27 protein-coding genes are annotated in these 24,681 nt (G+C 65.7%); 16 read left to right on the forward strand and 11 right to left on the reverse strand.

Translation table 11 applies throughout. From position 1 onward, the window contains the following. Positions 1 to 45 precede the first annotated feature (45 nt). The gene (locus tag ACFR9U_RS00005) at positions 46 to 654 is read right to left on the reverse strand and encodes an undecaprenyl diphosphate synthase family protein (RefSeq protein WP_247377583.1); all 609 of its coding nucleotides are present in this window, start codon (positions 652 to 654) and stop codon (positions 46 to 48) included. A 247-nt stretch (positions 655 to 901) separates the two neighbouring features. Here ACFR9U_RS00005 and ACFR9U_RS00010 point away from each other — a divergent pair, with 247 nt between their 5' ends. Both ACFR9U_RS00010 and ACFR9U_RS00015 read left to right on the forward strand, forming a co-directional pair. Beyond that, the gene (locus ACFR9U_RS00010) at positions 902 to 2,242 is read left to right on the forward strand and encodes a DUF92 domain-containing protein (protein ID WP_247377585.1); all 1,341 of its coding nucleotides are present in this window, start codon (positions 902 to 904) and stop codon (positions 2,240 to 2,242) included. Then, positions 2,239 to 2,715: a GNAT family N-acetyltransferase gene (locus ACFR9U_RS00015; protein WP_247377586.1), complete on the forward strand. Its 477-nt coding sequence runs from the start codon at positions 2,239 to 2,241 to the stop codon at positions 2,713 to 2,715. The genes ACFR9U_RS00010 and ACFR9U_RS00015 overlap by 4 nt, the downstream gene beginning before the upstream one ends. On the opposite strand, the gene dnaG is transcribed toward ACFR9U_RS00015, so the two are convergent. Then, on the reverse strand, positions 2,712 to 4,142 hold the full coding sequence (gene dnaG / locus ACFR9U_RS00020; RefSeq protein ID WP_247377587.1) for a DNA primase DnaG: 1,431 nt from the start codon (positions 4,140 to 4,142) through the stop codon (positions 2,712 to 2,714). The two genes, ACFR9U_RS00015 and dnaG, sit on opposite strands and share 4 nt — an antisense overlap. A gap of 191 nt (positions 4,143 to 4,333) precedes the next feature. Between dnaG and ACFR9U_RS00025 the strand changes: the two genes are divergently transcribed. The 3 genes from ACFR9U_RS00025 (at position 4,334) to ACFR9U_RS00035 (ending at position 6,329) form a co-directional block, all read left to right on the forward strand. Next, positions 4,334 to 4,681, forward strand: a complete 348-nt coding sequence (locus ACFR9U_RS00025; protein WP_247377588.1) for a tRNA-binding protein — start codon at positions 4,334 to 4,336, stop codon at positions 4,679 to 4,681. Positions 4,682 to 4,991: 310 nt separating this feature from the next. Continuing rightward, positions 4,992 to 5,291 (forward strand): hypothetical protein, encoded by a 300-nt coding sequence (locus tag ACFR9U_RS00030; RefSeq protein WP_247377589.1) that lies wholly within the window; start codon positions 4,992 to 4,994, stop codon positions 5,289 to 5,291. Between the two features lie 96 nt (positions 5,292 to 5,387). Then, positions 5,388 to 6,329, forward strand: a complete 942-nt coding sequence (locus ACFR9U_RS00035) for an HFX_2341 family transcriptional regulator (RefSeq protein ID WP_247377590.1) — start codon at positions 5,388 to 5,390, stop codon at positions 6,327 to 6,329. A 73-nt stretch (positions 6,330 to 6,402) separates the two neighbouring features. On the opposite strand, the gene ACFR9U_RS00040 is transcribed toward ACFR9U_RS00035, so the two are convergent. Beyond that, positions 6,403 to 7,161, reverse strand: a complete 759-nt coding sequence (locus ACFR9U_RS00040; RefSeq protein WP_247377591.1) for a DUF1405 domain-containing protein — start codon at positions 7,159 to 7,161, stop codon at positions 6,403 to 6,405. A 127-nt stretch (positions 7,162 to 7,288) separates the two neighbouring features. On the opposite strand from ACFR9U_RS00040, the gene pdxS reads away from it, so the two are divergent. The 3 genes from pdxS to ACFR9U_RS00055 all read left to right on the forward strand — a co-directional run bounded on the left by pdxS (position 7,289) and on the right by ACFR9U_RS00055 (position 9,969). Then, complete coding sequence (pdxS, locus tag ACFR9U_RS00045) at positions 7,289 to 8,197, forward strand: pyridoxal 5'-phosphate synthase lyase subunit PdxS (RefSeq protein WP_247377592.1); 909 nt, start codon at positions 7,289 to 7,291, stop codon at positions 8,195 to 8,197. A gap of 6 nt (positions 8,198 to 8,203) precedes the next feature. Beyond that, entirely contained in the window at positions 8,204 to 8,665 is a 462-nt protein-coding gene (locus tag ACFR9U_RS00050; RefSeq protein WP_247377593.1) for a thiol-disulfide oxidoreductase DCC family protein, read from the forward strand. A gap of 116 nt (positions 8,666 to 8,781) precedes the next feature. Beyond that, positions 8,782 to 9,969, forward strand: coding sequence for a mechanosensitive ion channel family protein (locus ACFR9U_RS00055; protein WP_282594255.1), 1,188 nt, complete (start codon positions 8,782 to 8,784; stop codon positions 9,967 to 9,969). A 270-nt stretch (positions 9,970 to 10,239) separates the two neighbouring features. On the opposite strand, the gene ACFR9U_RS00060 is transcribed toward ACFR9U_RS00055, so the two are convergent. Beyond that, a complete protein-coding gene (locus ACFR9U_RS00060) occupies positions 10,240 to 10,662 on the reverse strand; it encodes an SCP2 sterol-binding domain-containing protein (protein WP_247377595.1) in 423 nt (140 codons plus the stop codon). 313 nt (positions 10,663 to 10,975) lie between these two features. Here ACFR9U_RS00060 and ACFR9U_RS00065 point away from each other — a divergent pair, with 313 nt between their 5' ends. Further along, on the forward strand, positions 10,976 to 12,910 hold the full coding sequence (locus ACFR9U_RS00065) for a DUF6114 domain-containing protein (RefSeq protein WP_247377597.1): 1,935 nt from the start codon (positions 10,976 to 10,978) through the stop codon (positions 12,908 to 12,910). Between the two features lie 41 nt (positions 12,911 to 12,951). Here the strand turns inward: ACFR9U_RS00065 and ACFR9U_RS00070 are convergent, their stop codons facing one another. From ACFR9U_RS00070 to ACFR9U_RS00080, 3 genes are all read right to left on the reverse strand, one after another. After that, positions 12,952 to 13,827: a homoserine kinase gene (locus ACFR9U_RS00070; protein WP_247377599.1), complete on the reverse strand. Its 876-nt coding sequence runs from the start codon at positions 13,825 to 13,827 to the stop codon at positions 12,952 to 12,954. 75 nt (positions 13,828 to 13,902) lie between these two features. Further along, complete coding sequence (locus tag ACFR9U_RS00075; RefSeq protein WP_247377601.1) at positions 13,903 to 14,790, reverse strand: alpha/beta fold hydrolase; 888 nt, start codon at positions 14,788 to 14,790, stop codon at positions 13,903 to 13,905. 64 nt (positions 14,791 to 14,854) lie between these two features. Further along, on the reverse strand, positions 14,855 to 15,772 hold the full coding sequence (locus ACFR9U_RS00080; protein ID WP_247377602.1) for a hypothetical protein: 918 nt from the start codon (positions 15,770 to 15,772) through the stop codon (positions 14,855 to 14,857). A 96-nt stretch (positions 15,773 to 15,868) separates the two neighbouring features. On the opposite strand from ACFR9U_RS00080, the gene ACFR9U_RS00085 reads away from it, so the two are divergent. Genes ACFR9U_RS00085 through ACFR9U_RS00095 form a run of 3 tightly spaced genes read left to right on the forward strand, consistent with a single transcriptional unit; the run spans position 15,869 to position 17,675 of the window. Next, positions 15,869 to 16,186, forward strand: coding sequence for an MTH1187 family thiamine-binding protein (locus tag ACFR9U_RS00085; protein WP_247377605.1), 318 nt, complete (start codon positions 15,869 to 15,871; stop codon positions 16,184 to 16,186). Positions 16,187 to 16,234: 48 nt separating this feature from the next. Beyond that, entirely contained in the window at positions 16,235 to 17,167 is a 933-nt protein-coding gene (gene mch / locus ACFR9U_RS00090) for a methenyltetrahydromethanopterin cyclohydrolase (RefSeq protein WP_247377607.1), read from the forward strand. Between the two features lies 1 nt (position 17,168). After that, positions 17,169 to 17,675, forward strand: coding sequence for a hypothetical protein (locus ACFR9U_RS00095; protein WP_247377609.1), 507 nt, complete (start codon positions 17,169 to 17,171; stop codon positions 17,673 to 17,675). Between the two features lie 15 nt (positions 17,676 to 17,690). Here the strand turns inward: ACFR9U_RS00095 and ACFR9U_RS00100 are convergent, their stop codons facing one another. Beyond that, positions 17,691 to 18,596, reverse strand: coding sequence for a hypothetical protein (locus ACFR9U_RS00100; RefSeq protein ID WP_247377612.1), 906 nt, complete (start codon positions 18,594 to 18,596; stop codon positions 17,691 to 17,693). A gap of 149 nt (positions 18,597 to 18,745) precedes the next feature. Here ACFR9U_RS00100 and ACFR9U_RS00105 point away from each other — a divergent pair, with 149 nt between their 5' ends. Then, positions 18,746 to 19,423 (forward strand): HAD family hydrolase, encoded by a 678-nt coding sequence (locus ACFR9U_RS00105; protein ID WP_247377614.1) that lies wholly within the window; start codon positions 18,746 to 18,748, stop codon positions 19,421 to 19,423. A 7-nt stretch (positions 19,424 to 19,430) separates the two neighbouring features. Here ACFR9U_RS00105 and ACFR9U_RS00110 read toward each other — a convergent pair whose 3' ends face one another. Further along, positions 19,431 to 21,089 (reverse strand): GTPBP1 family GTP-binding protein, encoded by a 1,659-nt coding sequence (locus tag ACFR9U_RS00110; protein WP_247377616.1) that lies wholly within the window; start codon positions 21,087 to 21,089, stop codon positions 19,431 to 19,433. 105 nt (positions 21,090 to 21,194) lie between these two features. Then, a complete protein-coding gene (locus tag ACFR9U_RS00115) occupies positions 21,195 to 21,881 on the reverse strand; it encodes a phosphoglycolate phosphatase (RefSeq protein WP_247377619.1) in 687 nt (228 codons plus the stop codon). Positions 21,882 to 21,977: 96 nt separating this feature from the next. On the opposite strand from ACFR9U_RS00115, the gene ACFR9U_RS00120 reads away from it, so the two are divergent. Next, positions 21,978 to 22,853 (forward strand): MBL fold metallo-hydrolase, encoded by an 876-nt coding sequence (locus tag ACFR9U_RS00120; RefSeq protein ID WP_247377621.1) that lies wholly within the window; start codon positions 21,978 to 21,980, stop codon positions 22,851 to 22,853. Here the strand turns inward: ACFR9U_RS00120 and ACFR9U_RS00125 are convergent. Further along, a complete protein-coding gene (locus ACFR9U_RS00125; protein ID WP_247377623.1) occupies positions 22,850 to 23,407 on the reverse strand; it encodes a J domain-containing protein in 558 nt (185 codons plus the stop codon). The genes ACFR9U_RS00120 and ACFR9U_RS00125 overlap by 4 nt on opposite strands. Positions 23,408 to 23,519: 112 nt before the next feature. Here ACFR9U_RS00125 and ACFR9U_RS00130 point away from each other — a divergent pair, with 112 nt between their 5' ends. Continuing rightward, positions 23,520 to 23,726 carry a hypothetical protein gene (locus ACFR9U_RS00130; RefSeq protein WP_247377625.1) on the forward strand — a complete coding sequence of 69 codons (207 nt, stop codon included), beginning with the start codon at positions 23,520 to 23,522 and terminating at the stop codon, positions 23,724 to 23,726. A gap of 108 nt (positions 23,727 to 23,834) precedes the next feature. Beyond that, a complete protein-coding gene (locus ACFR9U_RS00135) occupies positions 23,835 to 24,677 on the forward strand; it encodes a hypothetical protein (protein WP_247377627.1) in 843 nt (280 codons plus the stop codon). Positions 24,678 to 24,681 lie beyond the last annotated feature (4 nt).

Raw genomic sequence — 24,681 nt, forward strand, 5'->3', positions numbered from 1 at the left:
GAGACTCGCTCTGTTCGTCTCTCGGCGTTTGGTCGCTTCCTTCCGTCAGCGACCAAACCGCCGCTGACGATCCTGAAAGTCCCGAATCGCGCGGATGTAATCCCGCTCTCGGAAGTTGCGCCAGTTCACGTCCGTGAAGTACAGTTCCGAGTAGACGGACTGCCAGATCATGAAATCGGAGAGTCGCTCGGCACCGGTCTTGATGACCAGATCGGGATCGGTCGGGAAGACGAGCCGTTTCTCGATGTCCGCCTCGTCGATGTCCTCGGGATCGAGCTCTGTGGCGTCGACCTCCTCGGCGACGCCCTGCACGGCGGTCGCGAACTCGTGTTTCCCGCCCAGTCCGATCGAAATCTGGATCGGCGTGTCGGCCCGGCGTTCGTCTTCGGGACCGCGGACGGCCATCTCGCGCGGCGCAGTCACGTCCTCCAGCGACCGCCGCAAGGTCGGGACTGCCCCCTCGTCCAGGACGCTCACGTAGACCATCACCCGTTCGGCGCCGTACTCGAAGGCCCACCCGAAAAACGCCTCCAGCGTGTCGTAGGCACCCTGTTCCAGGAGGTCACGCTCGGTGATGACGACTGCGACGTTGTCCGGCGTGGCCTCCGCTGCCCACTGGGTGCGAGCGGCGAGATATCGGTCGTAGATACCCACGACTGTTGCTTTTTCGACCAGTAGCAATGAAGGTCACGGCTCTGCGTGTGGGGTGCCGTGCGGGGACGGAAGTTGTGCAGTGCTGTACAGTTGCGGAAGCTGTACTGTTCTGTGTAGGAAATTGTACGCGAGCGGCATAGCCGCTCGCGCTTTTTTGGTCCAGATTTTTTCGAGTGGGGGTCGCCGGAGGCGACCCTCCGAAGAAAAAAGGTGGTGGTTTAAGTGGTTCTCGCGGGTACCCCGGCACGTGACGTCGACAGTCCGGCGAGCGGGCGCGTTCGCGCTGGTCGGAACCCTGGCGCTACTCGTCCCGTTCGTGAGCCGTGCCACCCCGACGCCCGTCGCGACGGTCGCCGGGCCGGCCCCGTTTATTCTCCTCGCCATCCTGGCGCTGTACGTCATCGACGACGGGGTCCTGTTCGAGACGTTCGCCCGTCCGGGAGACCGACGAGACGGCCGTCTGTACGGGCTCGCTGGGTTCTCGCTGGCGGTCGCCGGGTTGGCGCTCCTCTCGCTGCAGTTCGGGCTGTCGATGAACGTCTTCATCGGCGCCGTGTTCATCCTCGCGTACGGCAATCTCGCCGAGCAGCTCGTCAGGACGGTGACGAGCGAAGACATCGTCGCGACCGCCGGCTTCGTCGCCGGCGGGTTCCTGGTCGGGACGGGCGCACAGCTCTCGTCGCTGGCGCTGACAGACACCTCGCTGTCGATTCCGACGGTCCTGTTTTTCGCTGCGAGCGGTGCACTGCTGGCCTCGCTGTTGCGCACAGTGCTGTTCCCGCGCGACGATCCGCTCGTGATGTTCTCGGTGGCGCTTTTGCTGTGGCTGTTCGCCGATCTCGCGGTGTCGGTGACGACGACGCGCATCGCCGTCGCGCTCGGCGTGACCGTCGGCCTGGGATACGTCTCCTACGCGCTGGAGACCGCGTCGCTGCCGGGCATGTTGACCGGCGTCTTCCTGGGCCTGTTGACGATCGTGCTCGGGGATTACGGCTGGTTCGCGATGCTCATCACCTTCTTCGGCGTGGGCGGCCTCTCGACGAAGTTCCGCTACGAGGAAAAACAGACGCGCGGGATCGCCGAGGAGAACGAAGGTGCACGCGGGAGCGGGAACGTGTTGGCGAACTCGACGACGGCGCTCGTCGCGGTCATCGGCGCGGCGGCAAGCCCGACACACATTCCGGTCGCACCGGAGATTTTCCTGTTTGCCTTCGCGGGCTCGATCGCTGCCGCGATGAGCGACACGCTCTCCTCGGAGATCGGCGGCCTGTTCGACAACCCGCGGCTGATCACGACCTTTCGGCGCGTGGACCCCGGGACCGACGGGGCGATCACGTGGCAGGGAGAGCTCGCGGGACTGGCCGGGGCGACGCTCATCGCGGCGATCGCGCTGGCGATGTTCGACGAAGTCAGCGTCCTCGGCTTCGCCGTGATCGCCGGGGCAGGCGTCGTCGGGATGACGGCCGACAGCCTGCTCGGAGCGACGATCGAAGGCCCCTACGTCGGGAACCAGGGCGTCAACTTCCTGGCGACGCTCGTCGCCGCCATCGCCGGGGGCCTCTTCGCCGTCGGCGCCGGGCTGCTATGATCCGAGACGCGACGCCCCAGGACCGCTCACGAATACGCGCCATCCAGCTGGCTGCGCTCGACGAACCGTGGCCGGAGCTGCTGGACCCGGCCATCGAGGGGCCGCCCATCGTCCTCGTGACCACGGCAACCCCGGACTCGACTGCCGACGGATCGACGACCGAGCCCGGAGCTGCCCGACGACCTGGCGACGAACCGGTCGGTTACGCCGTGGCGATTCCCGAAGGGGACTGCGCCTACCTGGCGGAGTTCGCCGTCGCCGCGGGCTATCGCCGATCGGGGCGGGGGTCGGCGCTCATGGACGCGCTCTGCCGGCGACTCGCTGACGAGGGGTTCGAGGCGCTTCGACTCACCGTGAAAATGGGCGACGAGGTCGCGCGGTCGTTCTACGACTCGCAAGGGTTCCGGGTGCGGTCACTCCTGCCACACCACTACGAGTCCGGGGACGGCCTGCAGCTCGTTCGCTCGCTCTAGGCGTTGGCTTCGATTTCGAACTGGTCTGCCGTCCGGACGCGCACGTTCGTCGGTTTCTTGACGTACTGTCCCTCGCGCTGCGCGACTACCTGTTCGACGCCCCGCTGTGCCGCCACGTCCAGGACCCGCTGGGTCAGTTCGCCGTCGAGAATCACGGCCGCCGGCACCTGCTCCGAGTCGGCGATCGCGTCGAACGCGTCGCTGGCAGGCGCCACGCCCACGCGCCCGAACTCGCTGTCGAGCAGGACGACCGACTCCGACTCCTTTCCGATGACGGCGTGGACGTGTCCGGCGATAGTTTCTGGCTCGTCCGGCGTTCCGGGACCCACGCCAGTCGCTGCTGGGTCATCCGCTGTGTCGTCGTTCGCCGCCGCGGTATCGGCGGGTGACTGTTCAGTGTCGTCGGTGCTATCCGCATCGTCGGCACCGGTACCGACCTCGGCCCGGTCAGTCTGTGGCTCTTCGGCCGTCGTCGCCTCGGGTTCACACGACGGTGCGTCGACGCGCTCGTCGGGGCCGTCAGGGTGTGACGGCGCGTCAGCTGCCGGTTGCTCGCCGGTGGCTTCGGGCGGGGCCGGACGCGTACTCCCGTCGGTCGCGGCGGCCAGTTCGTGGGGCGTGCTCGCGTCTGCGACGACCTCGAAGGGAACTTTCTCCCTGAGCCCGGACATGATCTCGTCACGCGAGAGGTCCTCGACGGACCGGCCTTCCGGAGCGAACGCCGCGTAGTCGATGTTGCCGACCTGTCGGAGCTCTTTGAGGATCAGATCGCCGCCGCGGTCACCGTCGAGGAACGCCGTAACCGTCCGCTCACGGGTGAGTCCGGCGACCGCGTCGGGGACGTTCGTCCCCTCGACGGCGATGGCGTTCTTGATCCCGTACTGGAGCAGTTGGAGCACGTCCGCGCGACCCTCGACGACGATGATCGCGTCGCTGTCGGCGACGCGGGGGCCTGCCGGGAGCCCTTCGTACTCGGTGATGTCCGCGACGCGAACCTCCTGGCGGACTTCCTCGACCAGGTCCTCACTGCTCATGACGTCGTCTTCGAACGACGAGAGCAGATCGGTGGCCCGGTCGACGACTTCGCGGCGCTTGGCCGCACGCACGTCCTCCAGTTTCGTCACTTCGAAGTCCGAGCGACAGGGGCCGACCCGGTCGATGGTTTCCAGGGCCGCCGCCAGGATCGCGGTCTCGATCTTGTCGAGGCCGCTGGCAATGGTCACCTCGCCGAACGACTGGCCGTTCTCCGAGCGGATCTGGACGTCGATTCGCCCGACCTTCGAGGACTGTTGGAGGTCCCGCAAGTCGAGGTCATCACCGAGTAAGCCCTCGGTCTGGCCGAAGATCGCACCGACGACGTCACTCCGCTCTACCACCCCGTCCGTCTTGATGTCCGCGTGAATGAGGTATTTTGCTGAATCCTGCATTGGTAATGAACTGCCCCGCTGAGGGGCGTGAATGATGTGATGACGTGTCCATGAGCGAATCCATGGATACAGTGTGACGTAGGTGACGACGGGTCCATATACCTACTGCCGAATCGCCTGGTACTTCGTCGGGGATCTCACGAACGACAGCGACCCGCAGGATACTTCCCGGTCGCGAGATGGTGACTGCCATGGGAATCGAAGCAGACGACATCGACCCCGCGACGTTCCTCGAAGACGTGGAGATGCGCATCGGCACCGTCGTCTCCGTGGCGGACTTCCCGGAGGCGCGCAAGGACGTGTACAAACTCGAAGTGGATTTCGGCTTGGAGGTCCGCCAGTCCGCGGCCGGCCTCACGGGCAACTACACCGAAGACGAACTCGAAGGGCGGCAGGTCCTCGCCGTCGTGAACCTGGGCACGGTGACCATCGCCGGCTTCGAGAGCCAGTGTCTCGTCACGGGCGTCGACGACGAGAACGGCGACGTGGTTCACCTGCAACCGGAACGGGACGTGCCCGACGGGACCCGGCTGTACTGAGCGTCTCCCCGTTCTCGGCCGCCGTTCGCCGATCTAGGGCCGTCTTATTCGCGAGTATCGCTAGATTTCTGTCCGATCGAGTGGCCTCGAGTAACCCACCAGACCCCCATCGGGCGGGTAATCCGACCGTATCTCCTCCCGGATCGGCAGCGTGAGTTCCGACGTTCGTGGGGGACGTACCCATGGTACTCCGTGGACCCTCACGATAGTTTTTACTCGATAGTAAGTAAAGCTTATTTAACTCAGCGGCGTCGAGAAGAGTAATGACTGGAACCACTTCTGAACACCTCGAAAACGCGGAGTTGGAACAATGATGTGGCAGGACCTGATCTTTCTCGGCGGGAGCGTGTTCTCACTGATCGTCCTGGTCCCGACTCTGCGGGATCAGATGGCGAACGTTCCCCTGGGGACCTCGCTGCCGTCGGCCACGATCGGCATCATCTACGGGACGACGTTCCTCTCGCTGGGAATGACGATGTCTGCAGCCGGCTCGCTCCTGACGGGGCTCATGTGGAGCGTCATCGCGTTCCTTCGGTCACCGCATCCCTACGACCACCTCATTGAGTCCGACCCCGTCGGGAACGCGGACAACTACCAGTCGGCAGACTGAGCGCCAGCGGTTTCGAGCGTTTTTTCCGGCCACGTGCGCGGTTCGAGTGGGGTGAGAACTCGAACGCTTAACAGTGCGTCCTAACTACTGGAACCCATGCAGACACACATCGTGCCGGTCGGCTTCGACTACGACCGGCTCATCGCGCCGCTCGTCCGGGAGCAACTGGACGTCGACCGCGTGATCTTACTGGAGGGGGCGGTGGGCAGCGAGGCCAACGTCGAGTACTCGCGGAACTTGGCCGAGAAGCTGGAGAAGGACTTCACGAACCTGCTCGGTGCCCAGACCGAACGGGTCGTCGTCGAGGACGTCTACGACTACGACGCGGCCTTCGAGCAGGCGTACGCGCTCATCATGGCTGAACTCGACCGCGGGCGCGAGGGGGACGGGAACGACACGGAGATCGAGGGGGTCTGGGTGAACATCTCGGCGATGCCCCGGACGGTGTCGTTCGCTTTCGCGACGGCGGCCCACTCGATCATGGTCGAGCGCCAGGAGGACCGCGACCGCATCCACACCTACTACACGGTCCCCGAGAAGTACCTCGAAACCGAACTGGCCGAGGAACTGCGCCGCCAGATCGACCTCCTGTCGGACCTCCGGGACGGCGGCGTCGACGACGACCGGGTCACCGAGCGCCTGGAGAGCGCCCAGGATCTGCTCGACGAGTTCGACGAGCGCGGGACGACCATCGGCGCGAAGGAGATCGGCGGGAGTCACATCGTCGAACTTCCGGTCGCTTCCTTCTCGAACGTCAAGCCCTTCGAGGAGATCATCCTCTTCACCCTCGGCGAACACGGCGAGTTCGAGTCCGTCTCTGAACTCGCCCAGGAACTCGCGCGCGAACTCGGGGAGGAGTACACCGACTCGTTCCGCTCGAAGGTCATCTACAACGTCGACCGCCTCGGCCCCGGGGGGAAAGGCTACATCGAACAGGAGGAACACGGGAAGTCCTACCGGACGCGGCTCTCGCGGATCGGGGAGTTGTGGGTGCGTGCGCACGCGGATAGCGTTCCCGAGCGCAGCGAGGGAACGTAAACGCGAGCGGCGAAGCCGTGAGCAACGTGCCTGAGCGCAGTGAGGGCGGAAACGAATTGGTCGGGCGATTCGGTCAGTGGCCGAGTTCGGCCTTCGTCGCTCGCGTCGCCATCGCGAGGAACACGGCCAGCACCGTCAGCACCACCGCACCGGCAGCGGCCTGGTCGTGAACGGCGAGGTCGTGGTTGAAGCCCGCGGCGATTTCAGCCGGGAGCAGGGTGTGGTGTGGCTCACCGACCAGCGGGATGAAGTAGTCGACGACGTCGTTGAACAGGTACCAGCCGGTGGCGACGGCAATCGCCCAGATCGGGAAGGCGCTGTAGCGGTAGATGATGAACGCCTCGACGGCCATCGCGAAGTGGCTCCAGACGAGGAAGTGATACAGCCACAGCGGCGTGTCCCCGAGGCCGTTAACGTAGAGTTGGACGTACGGCGTCCAGAGCCCGAGTTTGATACAGCCGAAAAACGCCAGGACGTGGAGCAGTTCCAGATCGAGATCGAGCTTCCAGGCGACGAGCGAGAGCCCGATGAACATCGTCGCCACGGGGCTGTCGGGCACAACTGGCCAGGCGACGAGCGGTTCGACGGCGAACTGGCCAGCGATGAGCGGGGTGTCGAGCGGGATCGGCTGGAAGCCGTAGTACCAGAACCCGAACGCGGTGCCCAGGAGGTTGACGATCGCGATGGGCCAGGCCAGTCGGAGGGCGGCGTCTTCCAGCCAGGCGGGCAGCGGCGCGACGTACCGCGGCAACGGCTCCCGGTCGGGGAGCCGGCCGTCGAAGTAGCGGGCGATGAACTGCTCCAGTCTGCGGCCCGCATCCGTGACCGACATGGACGGGTTGTCGACGGGCGGTAGCAAAACGGTACCGGAGCGCACACAGCGAGACACAACGTGGGAACGCCGTCGCGTCGTCCGGCAAAGGACACGCGTTAAGTGGATGAAAACCTAAGCGCCTGATATGCCTGAAGAGACCGATCTGGAGGATCTACAGCGCGGAACCGAGCTGGTCAAGCGCGGTTTCGCGAAGATGCAGAAGGGCGGGGTCATCATGGACGTCGTCAACCCCGAGCAGGCCCGTATCGCAGAGGACGTCGGCGCAGTCGCGGTGATGGCTCTCGAAGCCGTCCCCGCCGACATCCGCAAGCGCGGCGGCGTCGCCCGGATGGCCGACCCCGCGGACGTCGCCGAGATCATCGACGAAGTCTCCATCCCGGTGATGGGCAAGTCCCGCATCGGCCACCGGAAGGAGGCGGAGATCCTCGAAGCGATCGGCGTCGACATGGTCGACGAAAGCGAGGTGCTGACGCCCGCCGACGACCGCTATCACATCGACAAGCGCGAGTTCACCGCACCGTTCGTCTGCGGCGCCCGCAACCTCGGTGAGGCCCTGCGTCGCATCGACGAGGGCGCGGCTATGATCCGCACGAAAGGCGAGGCCGGCACCGGCGACGTCAACCAGGCCGTCCACCACCAGCGCAACATCAAGGGCGCCATCCGCGAACTCGAAGGGATGACCCACCAGGAACGCGAGAAGTGGGCCCGCGAGAACGAAGCGCCCGCCGAACTCGTCCACGAGACCGCAGAGATGGGGCGGCTGCCGGTCGTCAACTTCGCCGCCGGCGGCATCGCGACGCCCGCCGACGCCGCGCTGATGATGCACCACGAGTGCGACGGCATCTTCGTCGGCTCCGGCATCTTCGGTGCCGAGGACCCCGAGGCAATGGGCGAAGCCGTCGTCGAAGCGGTCAACAACTGGGACGACCCCGAAGCGCTCGCCGAGATCTCCTCGAACATCGGCTCCGGGATGAAAGGCAACGCCAACGTGGACCTGCCCGAGGAAGAGAAACTCCAGGGCCGGGGCGTCTGAGAGTCGATGTCCGGGGAGTCGGCCCGCGACCCCGCCGCGGTCGCCGACGACCTCGACACACCTGTTTTGCTGTTCGACGGCGTTTGCAACCTCTGTAACTCCTTCGTGCGGTTCGTCGTTCGGTTCGACGCCGAGGGCACGTTTCGGTTCGCTCCCCTACAGTCAGCCATCGGCGAGGAACTGCTCGCGCGATACGACCTTGAACCCGACGACGAGACGTTCGACACCGTGGTACTCGTCGAAGACGGCGAGGCGTACACCAGATCGACCGCTGCGCTCCGGGTCGCGCGGCGACTCGACGGCCCGTGGCCGCTGTTATATCCCCTCGTCTATCTCCCGCGACGGCTTCGAGACGGCATCTACGACCTCGTCGCGAAGTACCGGTACCGCGTGTTCGGGAGCAAAGACGAGTGTCCGATGCCGGACCCGGAACTCCGCGAACGGTTCGCCGAACGGTCGTTCGACTGACAATTAGACACCACACCGTCTCGGAAAGCGGTCGGCCAGCCGTCGATAATCGGTCGAAATACAAGAAACGATAATCCGAGGCCCGGATTTTTCATTCCGAAGTCACTGATTCGAATATGGTCGCCAAATATATAAATGATTTTAGGTATTTGCTGGAGGGAGTGGTGTCCACGGAAGCACGGGTCGCGGCGACCGTCGTGTTGACGCTCGCAGCCGCGGTGACGGCCGTCGTCCTCGCACCGCGCGTCGTCAGGCTCGTCCATCGCTCGCTGAAAACCCGAGTGTTCGGCCACGAGCGCATGCCGTTCGAACCGCCGGAGTTCGACTGGCAACTGCCGGTGACGGCGTTCGTCCGGACGATCCAGTTCGCTATCTTCCTGGCCGTGGGCCTCTCTGTTATGGTCGTCTGGGGATTCGTGGACCTGGCGCTCAGGACCGTGGCGACGATGGCGATCCTGATTCCGACCCTGCTCCGGGGACTCCTGACGATCGGTCTCGTCGGCGGGACGCTGATCGGCATCGACGTGCTGGAGTCGGCGATCGAGGAGTACGCCGAGGAGTCGGACGCGTTGAACCAACACCAGCAGGGGATCGTCTTCCGCGTGCTGCAGGTGACGGTGCTGATCGCGGCCGCGATCGTCACGCTGTCGCTCTGGGGCGTCAACCTCGGGGGCCTGCTCGTTGGCGCGGGCTTCCTCGGCATCGTCATCGGGACTGCCGCACGGACGACGATCGGCTCGTTCATCGCCGGCTTCGTGCTGATGTTCGCTCGCCCGTTCGAGATCGGCGACTGGGTCGAGATCAGCAACGACGAGGGGATCGTCACCGACATCACGATCATCAACACGCGGATTCGCAGCGCGTCCGGCCAGGAGATCGTCATCCCGAACGAGCGGGTCGCGAACGCGACGGTCACGAACCTGACCAGTTTCGAGCGGCTGCGGCTCTCCGTCGACGTTGGCGTCGACTACGAGGCCGACGTCGAAGGGGCAGAAGCCGTTATCGAGGAGACGCTCACCGAGATCAACCACGTCCTGGCGAACCCCACGCCCCAGGTCGTCCCGAAATCGTTCGGTGACTCCGCGATCGTGCTGGAGTGTCGGTTCTGGATCGACCACCCCAGCGCGGCCAAGCGAGCGATGGCGACCGCAGCGGTCGTCCGTGAGGTGAAAGCGGCACTCGACGAGGCCGGCATCAAGATCCCGTATCCACAGCGCGAACTGCTCGGCCGCGAGGAGGCCGGCGGCTTCCACGTGAACGGCGTCGCCGACGAGGAACCGCGGCTCGTCAATGATCGGCAGTAACTGCAACAGATGGGCTTCACCGACTCGTCGAGGCACGCTGGCCGTGATTCCGACTCGGCGGTGGCGGACGCATCCGCGGCACGAAGTGGTGCGGTTCTCCGGACGCGAATGGAACGAGCGTCCGGTAGTTTTTCCCCAAGGTTTTGGAGATCGGGGGCGGGTCGCGGGCTGCAGGCCCGCGACCGTATGTCGTGGCGGCTTCGCAGCCACGCAGTTCCCGCAGGCCGACGGCGTCGGCCGAGGAAACCCCGATCTGTAAAAAGTGGGTGGCTAGTACTCGTAGTCCGTGTCGATGGTGCTGGCGGTTTCGACCATCGCGACGGCGGCGTCGGAGTACTGCAGGACCTTCTGCATGTCGCCGTCGAGTTCGAAGACGCCGGACATCAGGCCGTCGATGGCCCCGACTTCACCTTCGGTCAGGCGGACCCAGTCAGCGTACGAGCCACTGTAGATGAACCCGTAGTCGACGGCTTCCGGGTCGTCGATCTCGCGGCAGTCGAACACGTCACCGTCCTCGAGGCCGATGAAGAAATACCGGTCCTCGGGAAGCCGGTCGTCGGCTTCCAGATGGAAGATGAAGTTCCCGTTGAAATCGACCCCCCAGCCCTCGCTGGATTCCTGATAGTCCTCGTTGTTGCTCAGTGCTTCCTCCCACTCCTCGATCCACTCGTTAGTTGGAAACGGTAGTGCCATTGTTGTATCCTCCGTACTTGCGACAGCAGGAAGAAATCAACAGTATTTTTAATAAAGATTCTCCCGGAATTATTCCGCCATTTATATCACCAGTTATTTCTTGTATCTTATGCCGGAAGATATCAGACGGACGTACCTCTACCCTTAAATTACCGGTCAATCGTCGCAGAATTCTTTTTTAGTGTTCCGGAGTAGTACAGTTCAAGAGAGCACCGCATCTGGGGAATTGCGGCGCGAAACGTGCGTTACCATGAGTGTAAATCAGAAATCACGGTTTGGGCGGGATGAGCAGGTTGCGTCAGTCGTCGGCTCAGTGGTTGGGGGACTGCTGGGCGGTGCGCTGATTCAGTTGACTGGCGGTGCGGAAGCGATGCTCCTTTTCGCGTGGCTCATCGACGGCAGCACCGTCGCGACCGGCTGGGTCGTCTGGATGGGGCTGGCTCTGGTGTTCGGCGCCGGGTTTGCCATCTTCATGTCGCGCGGGGTCAACAAGTTCACGAACACGATCATCATGATCTCCCGGAAGAGTGAGACCACCCAGAAGATCCTGGTGCCGTTGCTTCACCGGTCGGCGCTCGGCCTCACCGCCGGGAGCATGGGTCTCCTCTACGGTCAGATTCTCGGCTTCGGCTTTTTCGCGTGGCTCGTCCCGATCATCCACGCGATGAACGGCCATCCGGTCGAGATGTTCCCGTTGGCGAACTTCCCGGTCATCGTCGGGTACATCGTCTACGCGCAAGTTCTGGGGACGGTGTACGGGATGTTGCTGGAAGCGGAGTGGTACGAACTGGGCAGCGGGGACGGCACAGAACAGTCCGCAGCGCTCGTGGGTGCAGTCGGGGGCGGACTCGTCGGGAGTGGCGTCCTCTATCTGGTCGGCGGTGCCCAGACGGTGGCGACGCTCGGCACGCTCGTTGGCAGCCGGTCCGTCCCGCACGGCGTGCTGGTGTTCATGCTCGCGGCGCTCCTCTTCGGCGTCGCCTTTTCCTGGGTCCTCTCGCGGACGATCAACGACTTCACGACCACCGTCATCATGTTCTCCCGGCGCAGCGAGACCACGCAGAAAATCCTCGTGCCCCTGCTCACCCGAGCGGCACTCACGGTCACGGCCGGCAGCATGGGACTGGTCTACGGTCTCGTCCTCGGGGTCGCCGCGGTCGCCCTCGGGACGGTCGGCGTGGTCCCCCAGACCGGGCTGGCTGGCCTCCTGGCGTTCGCCGTGTACGGGAACGTCCTGGGGAACGGCTACGGGCTGATGATGGAGAAAGTCGACCTCTCGGGACTCGGGCCGAGCGAGGAGTACCGAGCCGGCCTCACGGGTTCGGTCGGCGCGGGACTGCTGAGCGGGCTGTTCATCCTCACGTTCGTGGGACTGTCAGTGTTCAGCAGGCTCGCAGAGCTAGTCGGACAGGACGGAATCTTCACCGGCTTCCTCGTGTGGATGGGGGTCAGCGCGGTCCTGGGGTTGGCGTTCGTCGCCTACGTCTCGCGGACGATCAACGACTTCACGACCACCGTCATCATGTTCTCCCGGCGCAGCGAGACGACCCAGGCCATCCTGGTGCCCCTGATCACGCGTGCGGCACTCACGGTCACCGCCGGCAGCATGGGACTGGTCTACGGCCTCGCGCTCGGCGTGCTCGCCTACGGTGGCGCGCTCGCCGGACTGATTCCGCCGGTGAGTCCGCTCATCGTCCTCGCCTTCGTCATCTTCGGGCAGGTGCTCGGGACGACGTACGGCCTCGTTCTCGAAGACGCGGACCTCAGCCTGCCGTTCGGAAGCGACGACGAGTCCGAGTCGGTCGCCGAGGGCGAGAAAGTCGAGTACGTGCCGCCACACGAGCGGCCCGGGTTCGCCGGGTGGCGCGCTCGCCGTCCGTTCGCGGGCGGAGTGATGCTCATCCTCGCTGGCATGATCATCGCGGCGATTCCGATCCGACTCCAGACGATCCCCGCCACCTCCGGGCCCTCGAAGGCCGCGCTCGGGATCGTCTTCGGTGCGATGGTCATCGCCTGTGGTGCCTTCGCGCTGGTAAAGCCCAATCTCTCCACGCTCATCGGTGTCACCGGCATCGCCATGTCGATCCTCTCGCTCATCGGCGCGTTCGGTGGACTGGTGATCGGCATGCTCGTGGGGATCGTCGGCGGGAACCTCTGCATCGCCTGGCAGGACCCCACTGTCGACGAGGAGTCGAGTTCAGAGAGTCGCTTCAACTGGATCAGCGAAGGCGAACGCCAGCAGTGGTAGCGGTGTGATTTTTTGCGATCAGTCACCGACGCACGAGCCGCTCAGTAAATAGTTGCGCCGTCGCCGATCTCGGTCTGGTAGACCCGTGACTGGACGCCAACCTCGTCGAACGCGTCCATCATGGCCGTGCCGACGGACCGCTGGTCGGACTCGTGACAGGCCGCGATGACGGTCGGGCCGGCACCGCTGATCGTCACGCCGGTCGCACCGGCAGCGTGGGCAGCGGCTTTCACCTGCTCGTAGCCGTCGATGAGATCGGCCCGGGCCGGCGTGACGACGGTGTCGTTCATCCCGGTGCCGACGAGTTCCGGATCGTTACGGTGCATGCCGGAAGTCAGCGTCGCCGCCCACCCGACGGTTTCGACGAGCTGCTCGACGCGTGCGGTCTCGGGAACGACCCGACGGGCATCCCGCGTCGAGACGACGATGTCGGGCAGACAGGCCACCAGCGGGATGTCGGCGTCGACCTTGGTGACGCCCTCGTCGGTCGCGATGGTGAACCCGCCCATGATCGACGGCGCGACGTTGTCGTCGTGGGCGTCGCCGGAGACCACAGCTTCGCCTTTGGCTGCGATGGGGACGAGTTCCTCGCGACTGTAGCCCCGATCGTACAGTTCGTTGAGGCCGACGGCGGCCGCGGCCGCACTGGCGGCCGAAGACCCGAGTCCCGAGGCCGGCCGGACGCCTTTGTCGATCTCGATGTGCGCCGGAGCCTCCAGGGCCTCTGCCACCGCACCGACGGTGTTTTTCTCCGGGTCTTCGGGGATGTACTGGCTGCCGACGCCAGTGACCTCGATCGTCGTTTTCGCTGCCTTCTCGACGCGAACGATGTCCGCCGGGCGGTCGAGTGCGACGCCGAAGACGTCGAAGCCGCTCCCGAGGTTCGCACTCGTCGCCGGTGCCCGGACGGTCAGCATGCACGTGGCTTTCCGTAGGGCGGTCAAAAAGGTAGCGAACTGTTGGTTCTGGGTGCCCCTGACTCCAGCCGTCAGTCAGTCGGCGAGGAACGACGCGACCTCCGAACCGACGACGTCTGGCCGTTCCTGGTGCATGAAGTGGCCGGCGTCCCGCACTTCGACGACGCGACAGTCCGCTTCGAACGCCGCGTCCGCGTTCGCGAACAGGTCCGCCCCGATACACCCGTCGTTTTCCCCCGCGATCACCAGCCCCGGGACGTCGATCGTCGGGAGGTCGTCGAGGTCGGGACGCCCGCTGCCGACCAGGTCGCGAACGAGCGGGTTCACGAACTGCCGGTAGTACGAGAGCGACGCGTCGACGGTGCCCGCAGTGCGGAACGTTTCAGTGACGGCGTCGATGCGGTCCTCGTCGTAGTCCCAGCCGGGACTCCAGAGGTTCCACAGCACCTCGATCAGGGCGAAGTCGTCCCGTTGCAGCGTTCGCTCGGCGAGCCCCGGGAGCTGGAAGAACCAGACGTACCAGCTCCGGAGGAACTGTCGGGGGTGGTGCCAGATCTCGGCGGCGAACCGCGGCGGGACCGCCATCGTCACGATCCGCTCGAACCGGTCGGGAGCCATGCGAGCCGCCGCGTAGGCTGCGACGGCGCCCCAGTCGTGCCCGATCAGGACGACGTCCTCGTAGTCGTCCGCCTCGTCGAGGGCCGTCGCCAGTTCGACGGCGTCGCTGCCGAGAGCCGTCGCACTGTAGTCGTCGTCCGGGGCCGGTCCCGTCGGCTCGTACCCGCGCATGTACGGGGCGACGACCGTGAACCCGGCCTCGGCGAGGCGTCCCATGAGCGGTTCGAAGGTCCCGGCGTCGTCGGGAAAACCGTGCAGGCAGAGCGCGAGTCGGTCCCCGTCGCCGCGGGTGAGACACTCGAAGTCCAGGCCGTTGGCCGTCACTTCGCGTCGCTCGTCGGTCATGGACGGAGCGTCACAGCCGGCTCACTTACCGACTGGGTATCAGGCAGAAACAGCAGCGGCGGCGTCAGCTCAAGGTGTAGTCGTCGGTGTCGATCTTCGCGGTGACGACGACCGCACGACCGTTCTTCGAGGAGTTGACGTTGTCGTAGTCGTCGAAGGAATCGCCGTCAGTCCAGTCTTCGACGTCGTTCATGTCGACGTCGTCTTTGCTGTTGAACACCACGACCCGCTTTGCTTTCGAGGTCTCGCCGTTGACGGTCAGTTTGAACCCACTCGCGACGGCCCCCTCGAACTGACCCGCTTCCGCGTTCGTCTCGTCGGATTCTTCCTGAGTTCCCCCGTAGACGAACGTCCCGGAACCGAGTTTCCCGATGAGCGTTTTGAAGTCCTCCTCCGCTTTCGCGTAGCGCTCTTCGTTCCCCTTCTTGGTGTCGATGAGCGCTTCGAGGACGTCCTTCGGCTCGCCGCCGCCGGAAAAAAAGCTCATCCGGGCGTAGACAACTTCGTTTTTCTTGACAGCGACGCCCTGGAACCCCTGTTTCGTGTATATGGTGTACCCTTCGTGGTCGCCGTCTTCCTCGAAGTCGGCGTCTTCGAGTTCGCTCCCGACGTCGTCTTTCTTGAACTTGCCCGTGATGACGCCGTTGGACCCATTGACGCTGATCTGGGAGTTGACCTCGTCGAAGTCGACGTTCATCTGGTCGAGCGGGAACCTGTCTTCGAAGCGCTCGAAGGCCTCGAACACGTCCTCGTCGAAGTTGTCCTCGTTGTTCCGGATCGCCGTGACGTCGCTGTATGAGAACGAGTAGTGGTCAGTACCCTCGACGATCACGCCGGGTTCGGGCAACCAGGAATCGTACGCACTGCTGCCACCGCCGAGAAACGGAATCGAGCTACAGCCAGAGAGACTCCCTGTGACCCCGAACCCTGCAGTCGCCGCACCGATCCGAAGCGTGCCACGTCGTGTAATTTCGTCAGTCATTCCTACAAATCGCTTAGCCGTGAATGGTAAATTCCTTTTTACATTACGAGACTACTTTCCGAGTGTTCATCTGGTGGGAGCCCGAAAACTCGCAGAATGACCGTGATCGGCTTCCTCAGCGTCGCACCAGTGCAAGAAGCGAGCATGGCCGGCCAGGTCGCCGAGGCCGTCGCCGCTCTCGAGGAGTTCGACGTCACCTACGAGACGACGCCGATGGGAACCACCATCGAGGCACCGGACAGCGCCGAGTTGTTCGCGGCCGCCCAGGCGGCCCACGAGGCGGTCGACGCCGACCGCGTCTCGACGGTCCTGAAAGTCGACGACAAGCGGACCCGCGAAACCACTGCCCAGGAGAAAGTCGAGGCAGTCGAGGCGGAACTGGGACGGCCGGCCCGGAGTACCGACGACGAGTGACCGGGTCGGGACGAGTGTTTTTAACCGACGGCGAACGGAACGGGGAGTATGGAGAGTCTCAACAGGATGGCGACCGATCTCGTCGACGAGGCGATCGACTTCGCCGACGAACTGAACGTCGCCGTCCGTCCGCTGGATGGACAGGCGACGGTACTCGATTTCGGCGTGGACGTTCCCGGCGGGATGGAGGCGGGACTGCTGCTCGCCGAGATCCAGACGGCCGGACTGTCGTCCGTCCAGACCACCATCGACACCGTGGCGGGAGCGCCGCTGACACACGTCGAACTGTCGACCGACCACCCGGCGCTGGCGCTGCTCTGTGGCCAGAAGGCCGGCTGGGAGGTCAGCGTCGACGGCTTCGAGGGGCTGGGCAGCGGCCCCGCCCGCGCGCTCGTGGCCGAAGAGGACGTCTACCAGCGAGTCGGGTACCGCGACGAGTTCGACTTCGCGGTGCTGGCACTGGAGACCGAAACCGTCCCGGACGAAGCCGTGGCCGAACAGGTCGCAGAGATGACCGGCGTCCCCGAATCGAGCGTCTTCCTGCCGGCCTTTTCGGCGGCGAGCATCACCGGCTCCGTACAGATGGCCGCGCGGGCGGCGGAACTCGCCGTGTTCCGGCTCTCAGAACTCGGCTACGATCCGCTGGACGTGCTCTCGGTGACCGGCAGTGCCCCCGTCGCCCCCGTCGCCGACGACGAGGAGACGGCTATCGCGCGGACGAACGATGCGCTGGCGTACGGCGGACAGGTCCACGTGACCGTCGACAGCGAGTTCGACCGCTTCGACGAGGTCCCCTCGACGGCCACCGAGGAGTACGACGAGCCCTTCGCCGACATCTTCGAGGCCGCGGACTGGGACTTCTACGAGGTTCCGGAGGACGTGTTCGCGCCCGCACAGGTGACGATCGACGTCGTCGGCGGCTCGACGTACGTCCTCGGCGAACAGAATCACGAGCGGCTCGCAGAGAGCTTCGAGCTCTAGGATGCGATACAAGGTCGCACCGGACCCGGAAGACGGTCGCGACACGCTGGCGGCGGCGCATCGCGCCGTGCCGCTCGTCCCCGGGAGCACGGACGACTGCTGTGCCCGCCTCCAGTCGCGGCTCGACCTCACCACCCGTGAGGACGCTCGCGAGTGGCTCGCCTTCCTCGACGCGCTCGGCCTGGCGACCGAGACGACGCGCGGGTACGAGCGCGTCCAGACCGACCCGGCCGCCGACGCCGTCGGGGCCGCCTTCCGTGAGCACGTCTTCGGCGCCCGCGAGATCCTGGACGCGCTCGCGGCCGCCGAGGACGCGGTAACGGCCGGTGAAGCCTTCGCGGAGATTCGACCGATAGTGCCGACCTGGGAGCGCAATCGACACGACGACTGGGAGCGGGTGTGGCGAGAGCGCACCAGTCGGTTGCTGGAATGGGCGGCCCTGCTGGGGGTAGCTGAAAAACGGAGTGACGGATACGTCGACGCGCCCGCCTCGCAGGAGCGTCAGTAGCCCTCGATTCGGGGTTCAGGAACCCTGATGAGTGGTTCGATGATGACCCCCACCGCCGCCGTGATGGTGGCCGCCATCGCCGTCGGCGAACCGCGGATTGGTCTCTGCGAAGACGCCCTTCGGATTGTCCGTGTGCAACCAGACGTGTAAGGTCCGCAATTCGGGGTGGGTGATGACGAAATCGACGGTTCGCATCGTTCGCTCGCCTTGTTTCCCCGTCGTCGACCCCCAGTTCAGCGTTGTCGTATCGCCGGGCGACAGGGAGGCGTCCGCCGGGGTGTACTCCGACCAGTTCTCGCTCGTCAGGAGCGTCTCCAGGTCGAAGCTGTTGGCGTCGCGCTGCATGCTGTCGGGCGTCGCGAACACGTGCGTGGCCGCGTGGTGCGTGCCCCAGGTCTCGGTGAACGGCGTCCCTTCGTCGGCGAACAGATCCAGTTCGGAGTCGACGGCATCGACGGGGACTGCGTACTCGATGGACCCGAGCGCCAGTCCGTCGCCGGTTCGGACGTACGTGAGTAACGGCGGTTTCTCCCGCGTGAGACCCGTGTTCGCGGCCTCGGAGACGTACCCCTGGTTGATGAAGTGCCACCCCATGCCGTCCATGTAGGGACCGAGAACCGCGTACCCGTCCGCCCGGGCGGCTTCCGTGTCCTGGTACTCGGCCGTCGCCTCCTGAACGGACTGAAACTGCGTTTTGAGTTGCTCCGACGACTCGGCCAACTGCGTGTCGGTGCCCGTCGACGGGGAGTCGGTAGTGGTCGCCGTCCTGGACGTCGTGGTCGGGGCCGATCGCGACGGCGTTGCCGTGGTCGACTGTGCCGCGTCCGAACATCCCGCCAGCGCGGTGGCGAGTCCGGTGCCGACGGCGAGTAGCGCGCGTCGTCTGGTGTATCGCCTCCCCGAGCGGTCCGTCTCAGACATGTCTCACCGGATCATGCACAGCTCGGAATAAATGCGAGATGGCGGGTTTGCTACCGGAGTGTTTTCGAGTGCTGAACAGACTGTTGCGGTCGCCACGCGAGTGCGACCGGCGCCAAACGCTTACCCAATCGGGCGGGCAAGCATGACCGATGCCAACCGATCCGGTCGACGCCGTCTTCCTCGACATGGACGGGACCCTCTGTGAGTACCGCCAGTCCAGCGCGGAGCTGCTCGCCCGCGCCTTCGACCGGCTGGACGTCGATCCCTTCTTCACCGCCGAGACGTACCGGAATCAACTGTTCTCGCAAATCGTCACCGACGAGACGAAAGCCGAGCGGCGAGAGCAGGCGTTCATCACGCTCGCGGAACTCGACGACCGCGACCCGGCCGTGGGTCGCCGGCTCGCAGCAGTCTACGCGTCGATGCGCGACCACCGCGACGTGGAACCGCTGCCCGGCGCGCTCGACGCGCTCGACTCGCTTCGTGAGCGGTACGACCTCGCGCTGGTCACCAACGGCGGACCGGAGATGCAGGACCCGAAACTGGCAGCCCTCGACGTCGAAGACGCGTTCGACGTGATCGTCTACGGCGGGTACGACACCACGCCGAAGCCGGAGCCCGGCCCGTTTCACGAGGCGCTGTACGCCCTCGACGCGACGCCGGGCCGCGTCGTCCACGTCGGGAACTCCGTCCGCTTCGACGTCTGGGGGGCCGACGCCGCCGGTATCAAGTCCGCGCTGCTCCGACCCGACGGTGACGAACCAGCGACGGCACCGGACTATCTGCTGCGATCGATGGCGGACCTGCAGGACCCTCCCTGGCGCTAAAACGAGATCACGAGGTCGGCGTCACGTCGACGACCTTGCCGACGCCTTTCGAGCGGCCTTCGCGGAAGACGAACTTCTGGCCTTCCTCGACGAAGTACGACCGGAACTTGAATCGGACGCGCGTCGTCCCGTTGTCGCCCGGGAGGAGTTGCCCGTCGTCGGGATAGAACGCGGCGGCCTCGCTGACCGTTTCGAGGTGGACGACCGGTTCGTAGCCGTCGCCGATACGCGTCGGATGATTCAGGACCATCACTTCGGCCTCGAACTCCCGGACCGGCTCGGGGTCAGTGTCTGCTGGCAGCAGGACCATCCCGCGTTCGATGTCCGCCTCGGCCACGCCCTTGAGCGCGATGCCGACGATGCGCCCCGCGCGGGCCTCGTCCACGCGGTGGTAGTGCATCTCGATGGACCGGACTTCGACCTCGCGGAACGACCCGTCCTGCATGGGGCCGAGCAGGAGTTCGTCGCCGGCCTCGACCGTGCCGGACTTGATCGTCCCCGACGCGACCGCACCGACGCCGGTGACGCTGTAGGACCGATCGACGTACATCGTGAAATCGTCCGCCTCCGCGCCGGCGGTTTTGGGCAGGCGCTCGAAGAACTCGTCGAGCGCGTCGAGTCCGTCCTTCGTGACGGCGCTCGTCGTGACGACGGGGACGACGGTCTCACTGATCTCCTCGATGGCCACGTCGACGCCGTGGCGCTCGACCCGGAGCGGCGTCTTGTCGACCTCGCGCAGGAGGCGTTCGACCTCGCGCTCGACGTCTGCGACCCGCTCGTCGTCCACCAGATCCGCCTTGGTGATGGCGACGATCGTCGGGAGTTCCGTGGCGAGCAGGATGCCCAGGTGTTCGCGCGTCGTCTTCGTCGGGCCGTCGTCGGCCGCGACGGTCAACAGGCCGTAGTCGAGTTTCTGGCCGACCAGTCCCCGGATGGTCGTCCGGAGCCAGGGCTCGTGACCGACTGTATCGACGAACGAGACGAGGCGGGTGGCCTCTTCGACGACGCGGGCGCGGTCGGACTTCCGATGCGGATTGTCCATCCGGATCGCGTCGCCGTCGTCGTCGAACCCGTAGACGCCGTAGGAGAGGTCCGCGGACAGCCCGCGCTCGACTTCGTGGGGCTGGACGTCGAGGAACGATCGCGTGCCGCCTTCGCCGTCGTCCGGTTCGCCGGTGACGAGCGAGCCGACGAGCGTGGACTTGCCGTGGTCGACGTGGCCGGCGGTTCCGACGACGATGTGCTCGTCGTCTTCCATCACCGATCCCTCGCGGACGGTGGCGACGCCGACGATGCCGCGCTCGGCCGATCGGGACGCAGGGGACTGGCCGTCGGTCGGAGTGGCGCCGCCGTCGTCGACGCCCCAGGTCTCGACGTCCTCGATGTGTGCGCCGGCCTCTTCGGCCAGCAACGAGAGGACGTCCATGGACTCCGAGAAGGCGTCGGGGGCGATCCCGGTGATCCCGCCGTCGTCCGTGACGCCGACGACGTAGGTCGCTTCACCCTCCCCCGAGAGGACGCGGTGACGTAACTGTGCAGCTAAACTCTCGAATCGGCCCTCACGTGCGTGGAGGTCTTTCGTGAGCCGCTCTTTGAATTCGACGCTGCCGCCCTCCTCCTCACCGCGCTCGATGGCACGTTCGAGGACGGCCCGGTCGGGGCTCATACACCGCGTTTAGGGCACCATAAATAAAAGATTTCCTTTCCTTTGTGTATTGTTGTCACGGGTCCCGAAGACCCGATCGTCCGCGGCCGCTCGGCCGGCGAAAGACTACCCTTCCAGGCCGCCCTCGATCAGGTCGACGGCTTCGAGGAAGCCCTCGCCGTACTCGCCCTCTGTGACTTCGTCGGCAGCCGCGAGCGCGCGGTCGTCGGCGTTGGCGACGGCGATCGCCCGGCCGGCGACCTCGAAGGTCGAGACGTCGTTCTCGGAGTCGCCGACGGCGACGAACTCTTCGGGGTCGCGGCCGAGTTCGCGGGCGACGGCTTTCAGGCCCTTGCCCTTGTTCTGAGCGGGCGATTTCACGTGATAGGCGAAGCCGGTGTCGACGACTTCCAGGCCGTGATCGGCGGCGAGCGCTTCCAGCGGCTCCAGGGGCGCGTCCAGGTTCACGGCGATCTCCGTCTCGCGCCAGCGGTTCACCATGTCGGCACGGCCCCACCCGAGGTCGTACCCGGCGGCCTGGAACTCCTCGGCGACGGCCTGTGCGGCCTCGGGTTCGCCGGTGAACACGACGGTTTCGGTCTCGGCGACGTAGACGACGCCGCCGTTCTCGGCGATCACTCGGATCGGAATCGCGAGGAACTCACAGAGGCCGACGGGATACGGGAAGGCCTTCCCGGTGGCGACGACGACCGGCGCGTCCCACTCTTTGAGGATCGGCATCGTTCGCGGATCGAGCCCGCGGTCCGGTCCGGTGAGCGTCCCGTCGATGTCGACTACCAGCGGCGGCGTCACGCGTCGATCGCCTCCCGTTCCAGCTGGCGTCCGAGTCCGTCCATGTCCGGACGTAGCTCTCAAACCGCATAAGTGACCTCGGTCCGAGCCTCCGCTATGGACCCCCGACCCGTTGCCGGCTGTCCCGACACCTATCTCGTCGACAACCGACTGTTCGGGATGGAGAACGCCCTGGCGACCTACCTGCTGGACGCCGAGCGGCCCGCGATCCTCGACGCCGGCACCGCCGACGGCGCCGACCGCATCCTGGCCGCGATGGACGACCTCGGGATCGACCCCGCAGCGGTCGCGTACGTCGTGGTCAGCCACGTCCACCTGGACCACGCCGCCGGCACCGGCACGCTGGTCGAGGCCTGCCCGAACGCGACCGTTCTCGTCCACGAGCGCGGCTACCCGTTCCTGACCGACGCCGACCGCCTCGACCGACTCACCGAGAGCGTGAACGAAGCCATCGGGTTCGAGGACCCCTACGGCGACCCGGACGTCATTCCCGAAGCGCGCTGTCGCGCCGTCTCCGGCGGCGAAACCATCGACCTCGGCGATCGCGTCCTCGACATCTACGACGCACCGGGCCACGCTCCCCACCACTTCGTCTGTCTCGACCCCGAGAGCGGGATGCTGTTCGCGGCCGACGCCGTCGGTGCGTTCGATCCCGAGGGTTCGGGCGTCGCGCCGACGACACCGCCGCCGAGTTTCGACCTCGACGCGAACCTGGCGACGGTCGACCGCCTCCGCGAACTGGACCCCTCGCGCACGCTCTACAGCCACTTCGGGCCGGGCGAGCGCGGGAACGCCGTCGCTGAACTGGACGACTACGCCGAGATTCTCCCGGAGTGGGTCGCGGCCGTCCGCGACGCACGGGAGGCCGTCGGTGACGACGTCGACGAACTACTGACCGAGCTCCGACCAGAATGGGAGAGTCCGACGCTGCGCCGGGACGTGGTGGGCGTGCTCCAGTACCTCGACCGCTAGGTCAGTCGTTCGTAGGCGCGGTTGACGCGTTTGAACTGTTCCTCGTCACCGCCGTCGGTGTCCGGATGGACTTCCTTGACCTTCTGCCGGTAGGCCTGTTTGACGGTGTCGTCGTCCGCACCGGGGTCCAGGCCGAGCACTTTGTAGGCCTCCGCTTCGCTCGGTCCGTCGTTCGGTGATGGGGGCCGTCGCTGCCGGCGTTGGCGGCGCTGGCCGCCGAAGCCACCGCGCTGCCGTCGCGTTCGCTGGCCGGTTCGTCCGCCCGGCGGGACCCAGTCCTCCCGCGGCCCGGCACCGAAGCCGCCGCGCTCGCGCGTCCGCCGCTGGCCGTTCCCCGACGCGCCGGCGTTTTTCCGCGCCTGCCGTTCGACCGATCGGTAGACGCGCCGTGCGAGACGGCCGCTCGTCTGGTACCACATGAAGTAGGCCGCTGCACCGAGCGCCAGCGCGACGAAGATGATCGCCGGGTTGTAGACCACCCCGAGGAGCGCCAGCAGTATCGCACACCCGGCGAGGGCGATCGCGATGCCGGTGATGAGCCGGTCGTGCTGCACGGCTGTCCGTTCGGACGCAACGACTGTAAGCCTCTCGCTGCCGGCCCACGCGACCGACAACTAGAGTCCGCGCCGCGCAGGGTTCATACGGCTTGGCCTGCTACCGTCTAGCATGAGCGTGTCCGGCATCTGTGAGATCTGCGGCACGAGGGATGTCCACCACACCTGTTCGCGCTGCGCCCAACTGGTCTGCAGCGAGGACTTCGACGAGGAGACCGGCCTCTGCGTCGAGTGTCTGGCACAGGTCGGCGGTGGCGGCAAGGAGCGCCAGCGCAGCCCCGAGAACATGCCCGACGGCGTCGACACGTATCGGTTCTAGCCCAGGTGTGCGACCGGTCGTCTCGTCCCGTCGACGATCACGACACACCGTCCAAATCCGAACGACGCCATAGCCAGTTTTTTCCAGACGTTGGTCGTCGGAATGTGCATGGCTCAGCGTCGTCTCGGTGATCGGTTGATACCGTCACGGGGGCTGCTGTCTGTCGCACTGGGCGTCACCGTCGGGATCGACGTGCTCGCTGCGCTCACGATCGCGATCGGTCGTCCGTCGACCGCAAACGCGGTGACCGCTCCGGCAGTTGCGGCCTGTGTCGGGACGGTCTTCCTCTCGACGTTCCTGATCGACCCCGCTAACTGGCTGTGGCGGAGTCGCATCCACGATCTGCTCGTCGCGGTTCCGATCGGCGTCTTCCTCGTGGAAGCCGCCCAGGACTGGGTGACGGTCGTTCCGCAATCGGGAGTGCTCTCGGACGGCACGGCCCTCGTCGTGATGCTCGGCGCGCTCCCCGCTGGTGTCGTACGAATCGTCGCGGACGCCCGCCGCGTAGCGGAGATCTGTACGCGTGAGAGCCCGACCGTCGAGTGGACTGCTCGCCCACCTCGCCGTGCGATCAAGCGCAGAAAGTCACTCGTCTTTTTCGGTGGCGTGCTCGTTGCGGTCGGCGTGCTCGCGGACGTGGTCTCCGCGGACGCCGCGTGGATACTCGGCGGATTCATCGTCGCCAATGTGCTCTCGACGCGCTCGGGGGACCCCGACCGTCTGCGAGGGTTTGCGGCGTTTTCCGACGGTCTCGTCGTCGAACCGCGAGCCGGGCTACACGTCACTGTCATCCCCTGGTCGCGACTCACCGGGTACGAGGTTACCGACGACGCGCTCGTGCTCTACCGCGGGCGATGGCGCGGCCCGATACACAGCTCGAAAGCCGAGATCGACGATCTCCGAACGGTGATCGCCACGCTCGATACGCACATCGAGCGGACTCACGTCTGATCCG

Origin of the sequence: Halorientalis brevis, from assembly GCF_042678165.1 — an archaeon.
Classification (GTDB): Archaea; Halobacteriota; Halobacteria; order Halobacteriales; family Haloarculaceae; genus Halorientalis; species Halorientalis brevis.

Excerpts from the sequence above, each read along its gene's own strand:
- ACFR9U_RS00135 (WP_247377627.1), top strand. The coding sequence starts at position 23,835 with ATGGCTCAGCGTCGTCTCGGTGATCGGTTGATACCGTCACGGGGGCTG.
- ACFR9U_RS00080 (WP_247377602.1), bottom strand. The coding sequence starts at position 15,772 with ATGACTGACGAAATTACACGACGTGGCACGCTTCGGATCGGTGCGGCG.
- ACFR9U_RS00060 (WP_247377595.1), bottom strand. The coding sequence starts at position 10,662 with ATGGCACTACCGTTTCCAACTAACGAGTGGATCGAGGAGTGGGAGGAA.
- ACFR9U_RS00030 (WP_247377589.1), top strand. The coding sequence starts at position 4,992 with ATGATGTGGCAGGACCTGATCTTTCTCGGCGGGAGCGTGTTCTCACTG.
- ACFR9U_RS00130 (WP_247377625.1), top strand. The coding sequence starts at position 23,520 with ATGAGCGTGTCCGGCATCTGTGAGATCTGCGGCACGAGGGATGTCCAC.
- ACFR9U_RS00105 (WP_247377614.1), top strand. The coding sequence starts at position 18,746 with ATGCCAACCGATCCGGTCGACGCCGTCTTCCTCGACATGGACGGGACC.
- ACFR9U_RS00055 (WP_282594255.1), top strand. The coding sequence starts at position 8,782 with ATGGTCGCCAAATATATAAATGATTTTAGGTATTTGCTGGAGGGAGTG.
- ACFR9U_RS00050 (WP_247377593.1), top strand. The coding sequence starts at position 8,204 with ATGTCCGGGGAGTCGGCCCGCGACCCCGCCGCGGTCGCCGACGACCTC.
- mch (WP_247377607.1), top strand. The coding sequence starts at position 16,235 with ATGGAGAGTCTCAACAGGATGGCGACCGATCTCGTCGACGAGGCGATC.
- ACFR9U_RS00075 (WP_247377601.1), bottom strand. The coding sequence starts at position 14,790 with ATGACCGACGAGCGACGCGAAGTGACGGCCAACGGCCTGGACTTCGAG.
- ACFR9U_RS00035 (WP_247377590.1), top strand. The coding sequence starts at position 5,388 with ATGCAGACACACATCGTGCCGGTCGGCTTCGACTACGACCGGCTCATC.
- ACFR9U_RS00025 (WP_247377588.1), top strand. The coding sequence starts at position 4,334 with ATGGGAATCGAAGCAGACGACATCGACCCCGCGACGTTCCTCGAAGAC.
- ACFR9U_RS00100 (WP_247377612.1), bottom strand. The coding sequence starts at position 18,596 with ATGTCTGAGACGGACCGCTCGGGGAGGCGATACACCAGACGACGCGCG.
- dnaG (WP_247377587.1), bottom strand. The coding sequence starts at position 4,142 with ATGCAGGATTCAGCAAAATACCTCATTCACGCGGACATCAAGACGGAC.
- ACFR9U_RS00085 (WP_247377605.1), top strand. The coding sequence starts at position 15,869 with ATGACCGTGATCGGCTTCCTCAGCGTCGCACCAGTGCAAGAAGCGAGC.
- ACFR9U_RS00040 (WP_247377591.1), bottom strand. The coding sequence starts at position 7,161 with ATGTCGGTCACGGATGCGGGCCGCAGACTGGAGCAGTTCATCGCCCGC.
- ACFR9U_RS00110 (WP_247377616.1), bottom strand. The coding sequence starts at position 21,089 with ATGAGCCCCGACCGGGCCGTCCTCGAACGTGCCATCGAGCGCGGTGAG.
- ACFR9U_RS00015 (WP_247377586.1), top strand. The coding sequence starts at position 2,239 with ATGATCCGAGACGCGACGCCCCAGGACCGCTCACGAATACGCGCCATC.
- ACFR9U_RS00070 (WP_247377599.1), bottom strand. The coding sequence starts at position 13,827 with ATGCTGACCGTCCGGGCACCGGCGACGAGTGCGAACCTCGGGAGCGGC.
- pdxS (WP_247377592.1), top strand. The coding sequence starts at position 7,289 with ATGCCTGAAGAGACCGATCTGGAGGATCTACAGCGCGGAACCGAGCTG.
- ACFR9U_RS00120 (WP_247377621.1), top strand. The coding sequence starts at position 21,978 with ATGGACCCCCGACCCGTTGCCGGCTGTCCCGACACCTATCTCGTCGAC.
- ACFR9U_RS00095 (WP_247377609.1), top strand. The coding sequence starts at position 17,169 with ATGCGATACAAGGTCGCACCGGACCCGGAAGACGGTCGCGACACGCTG.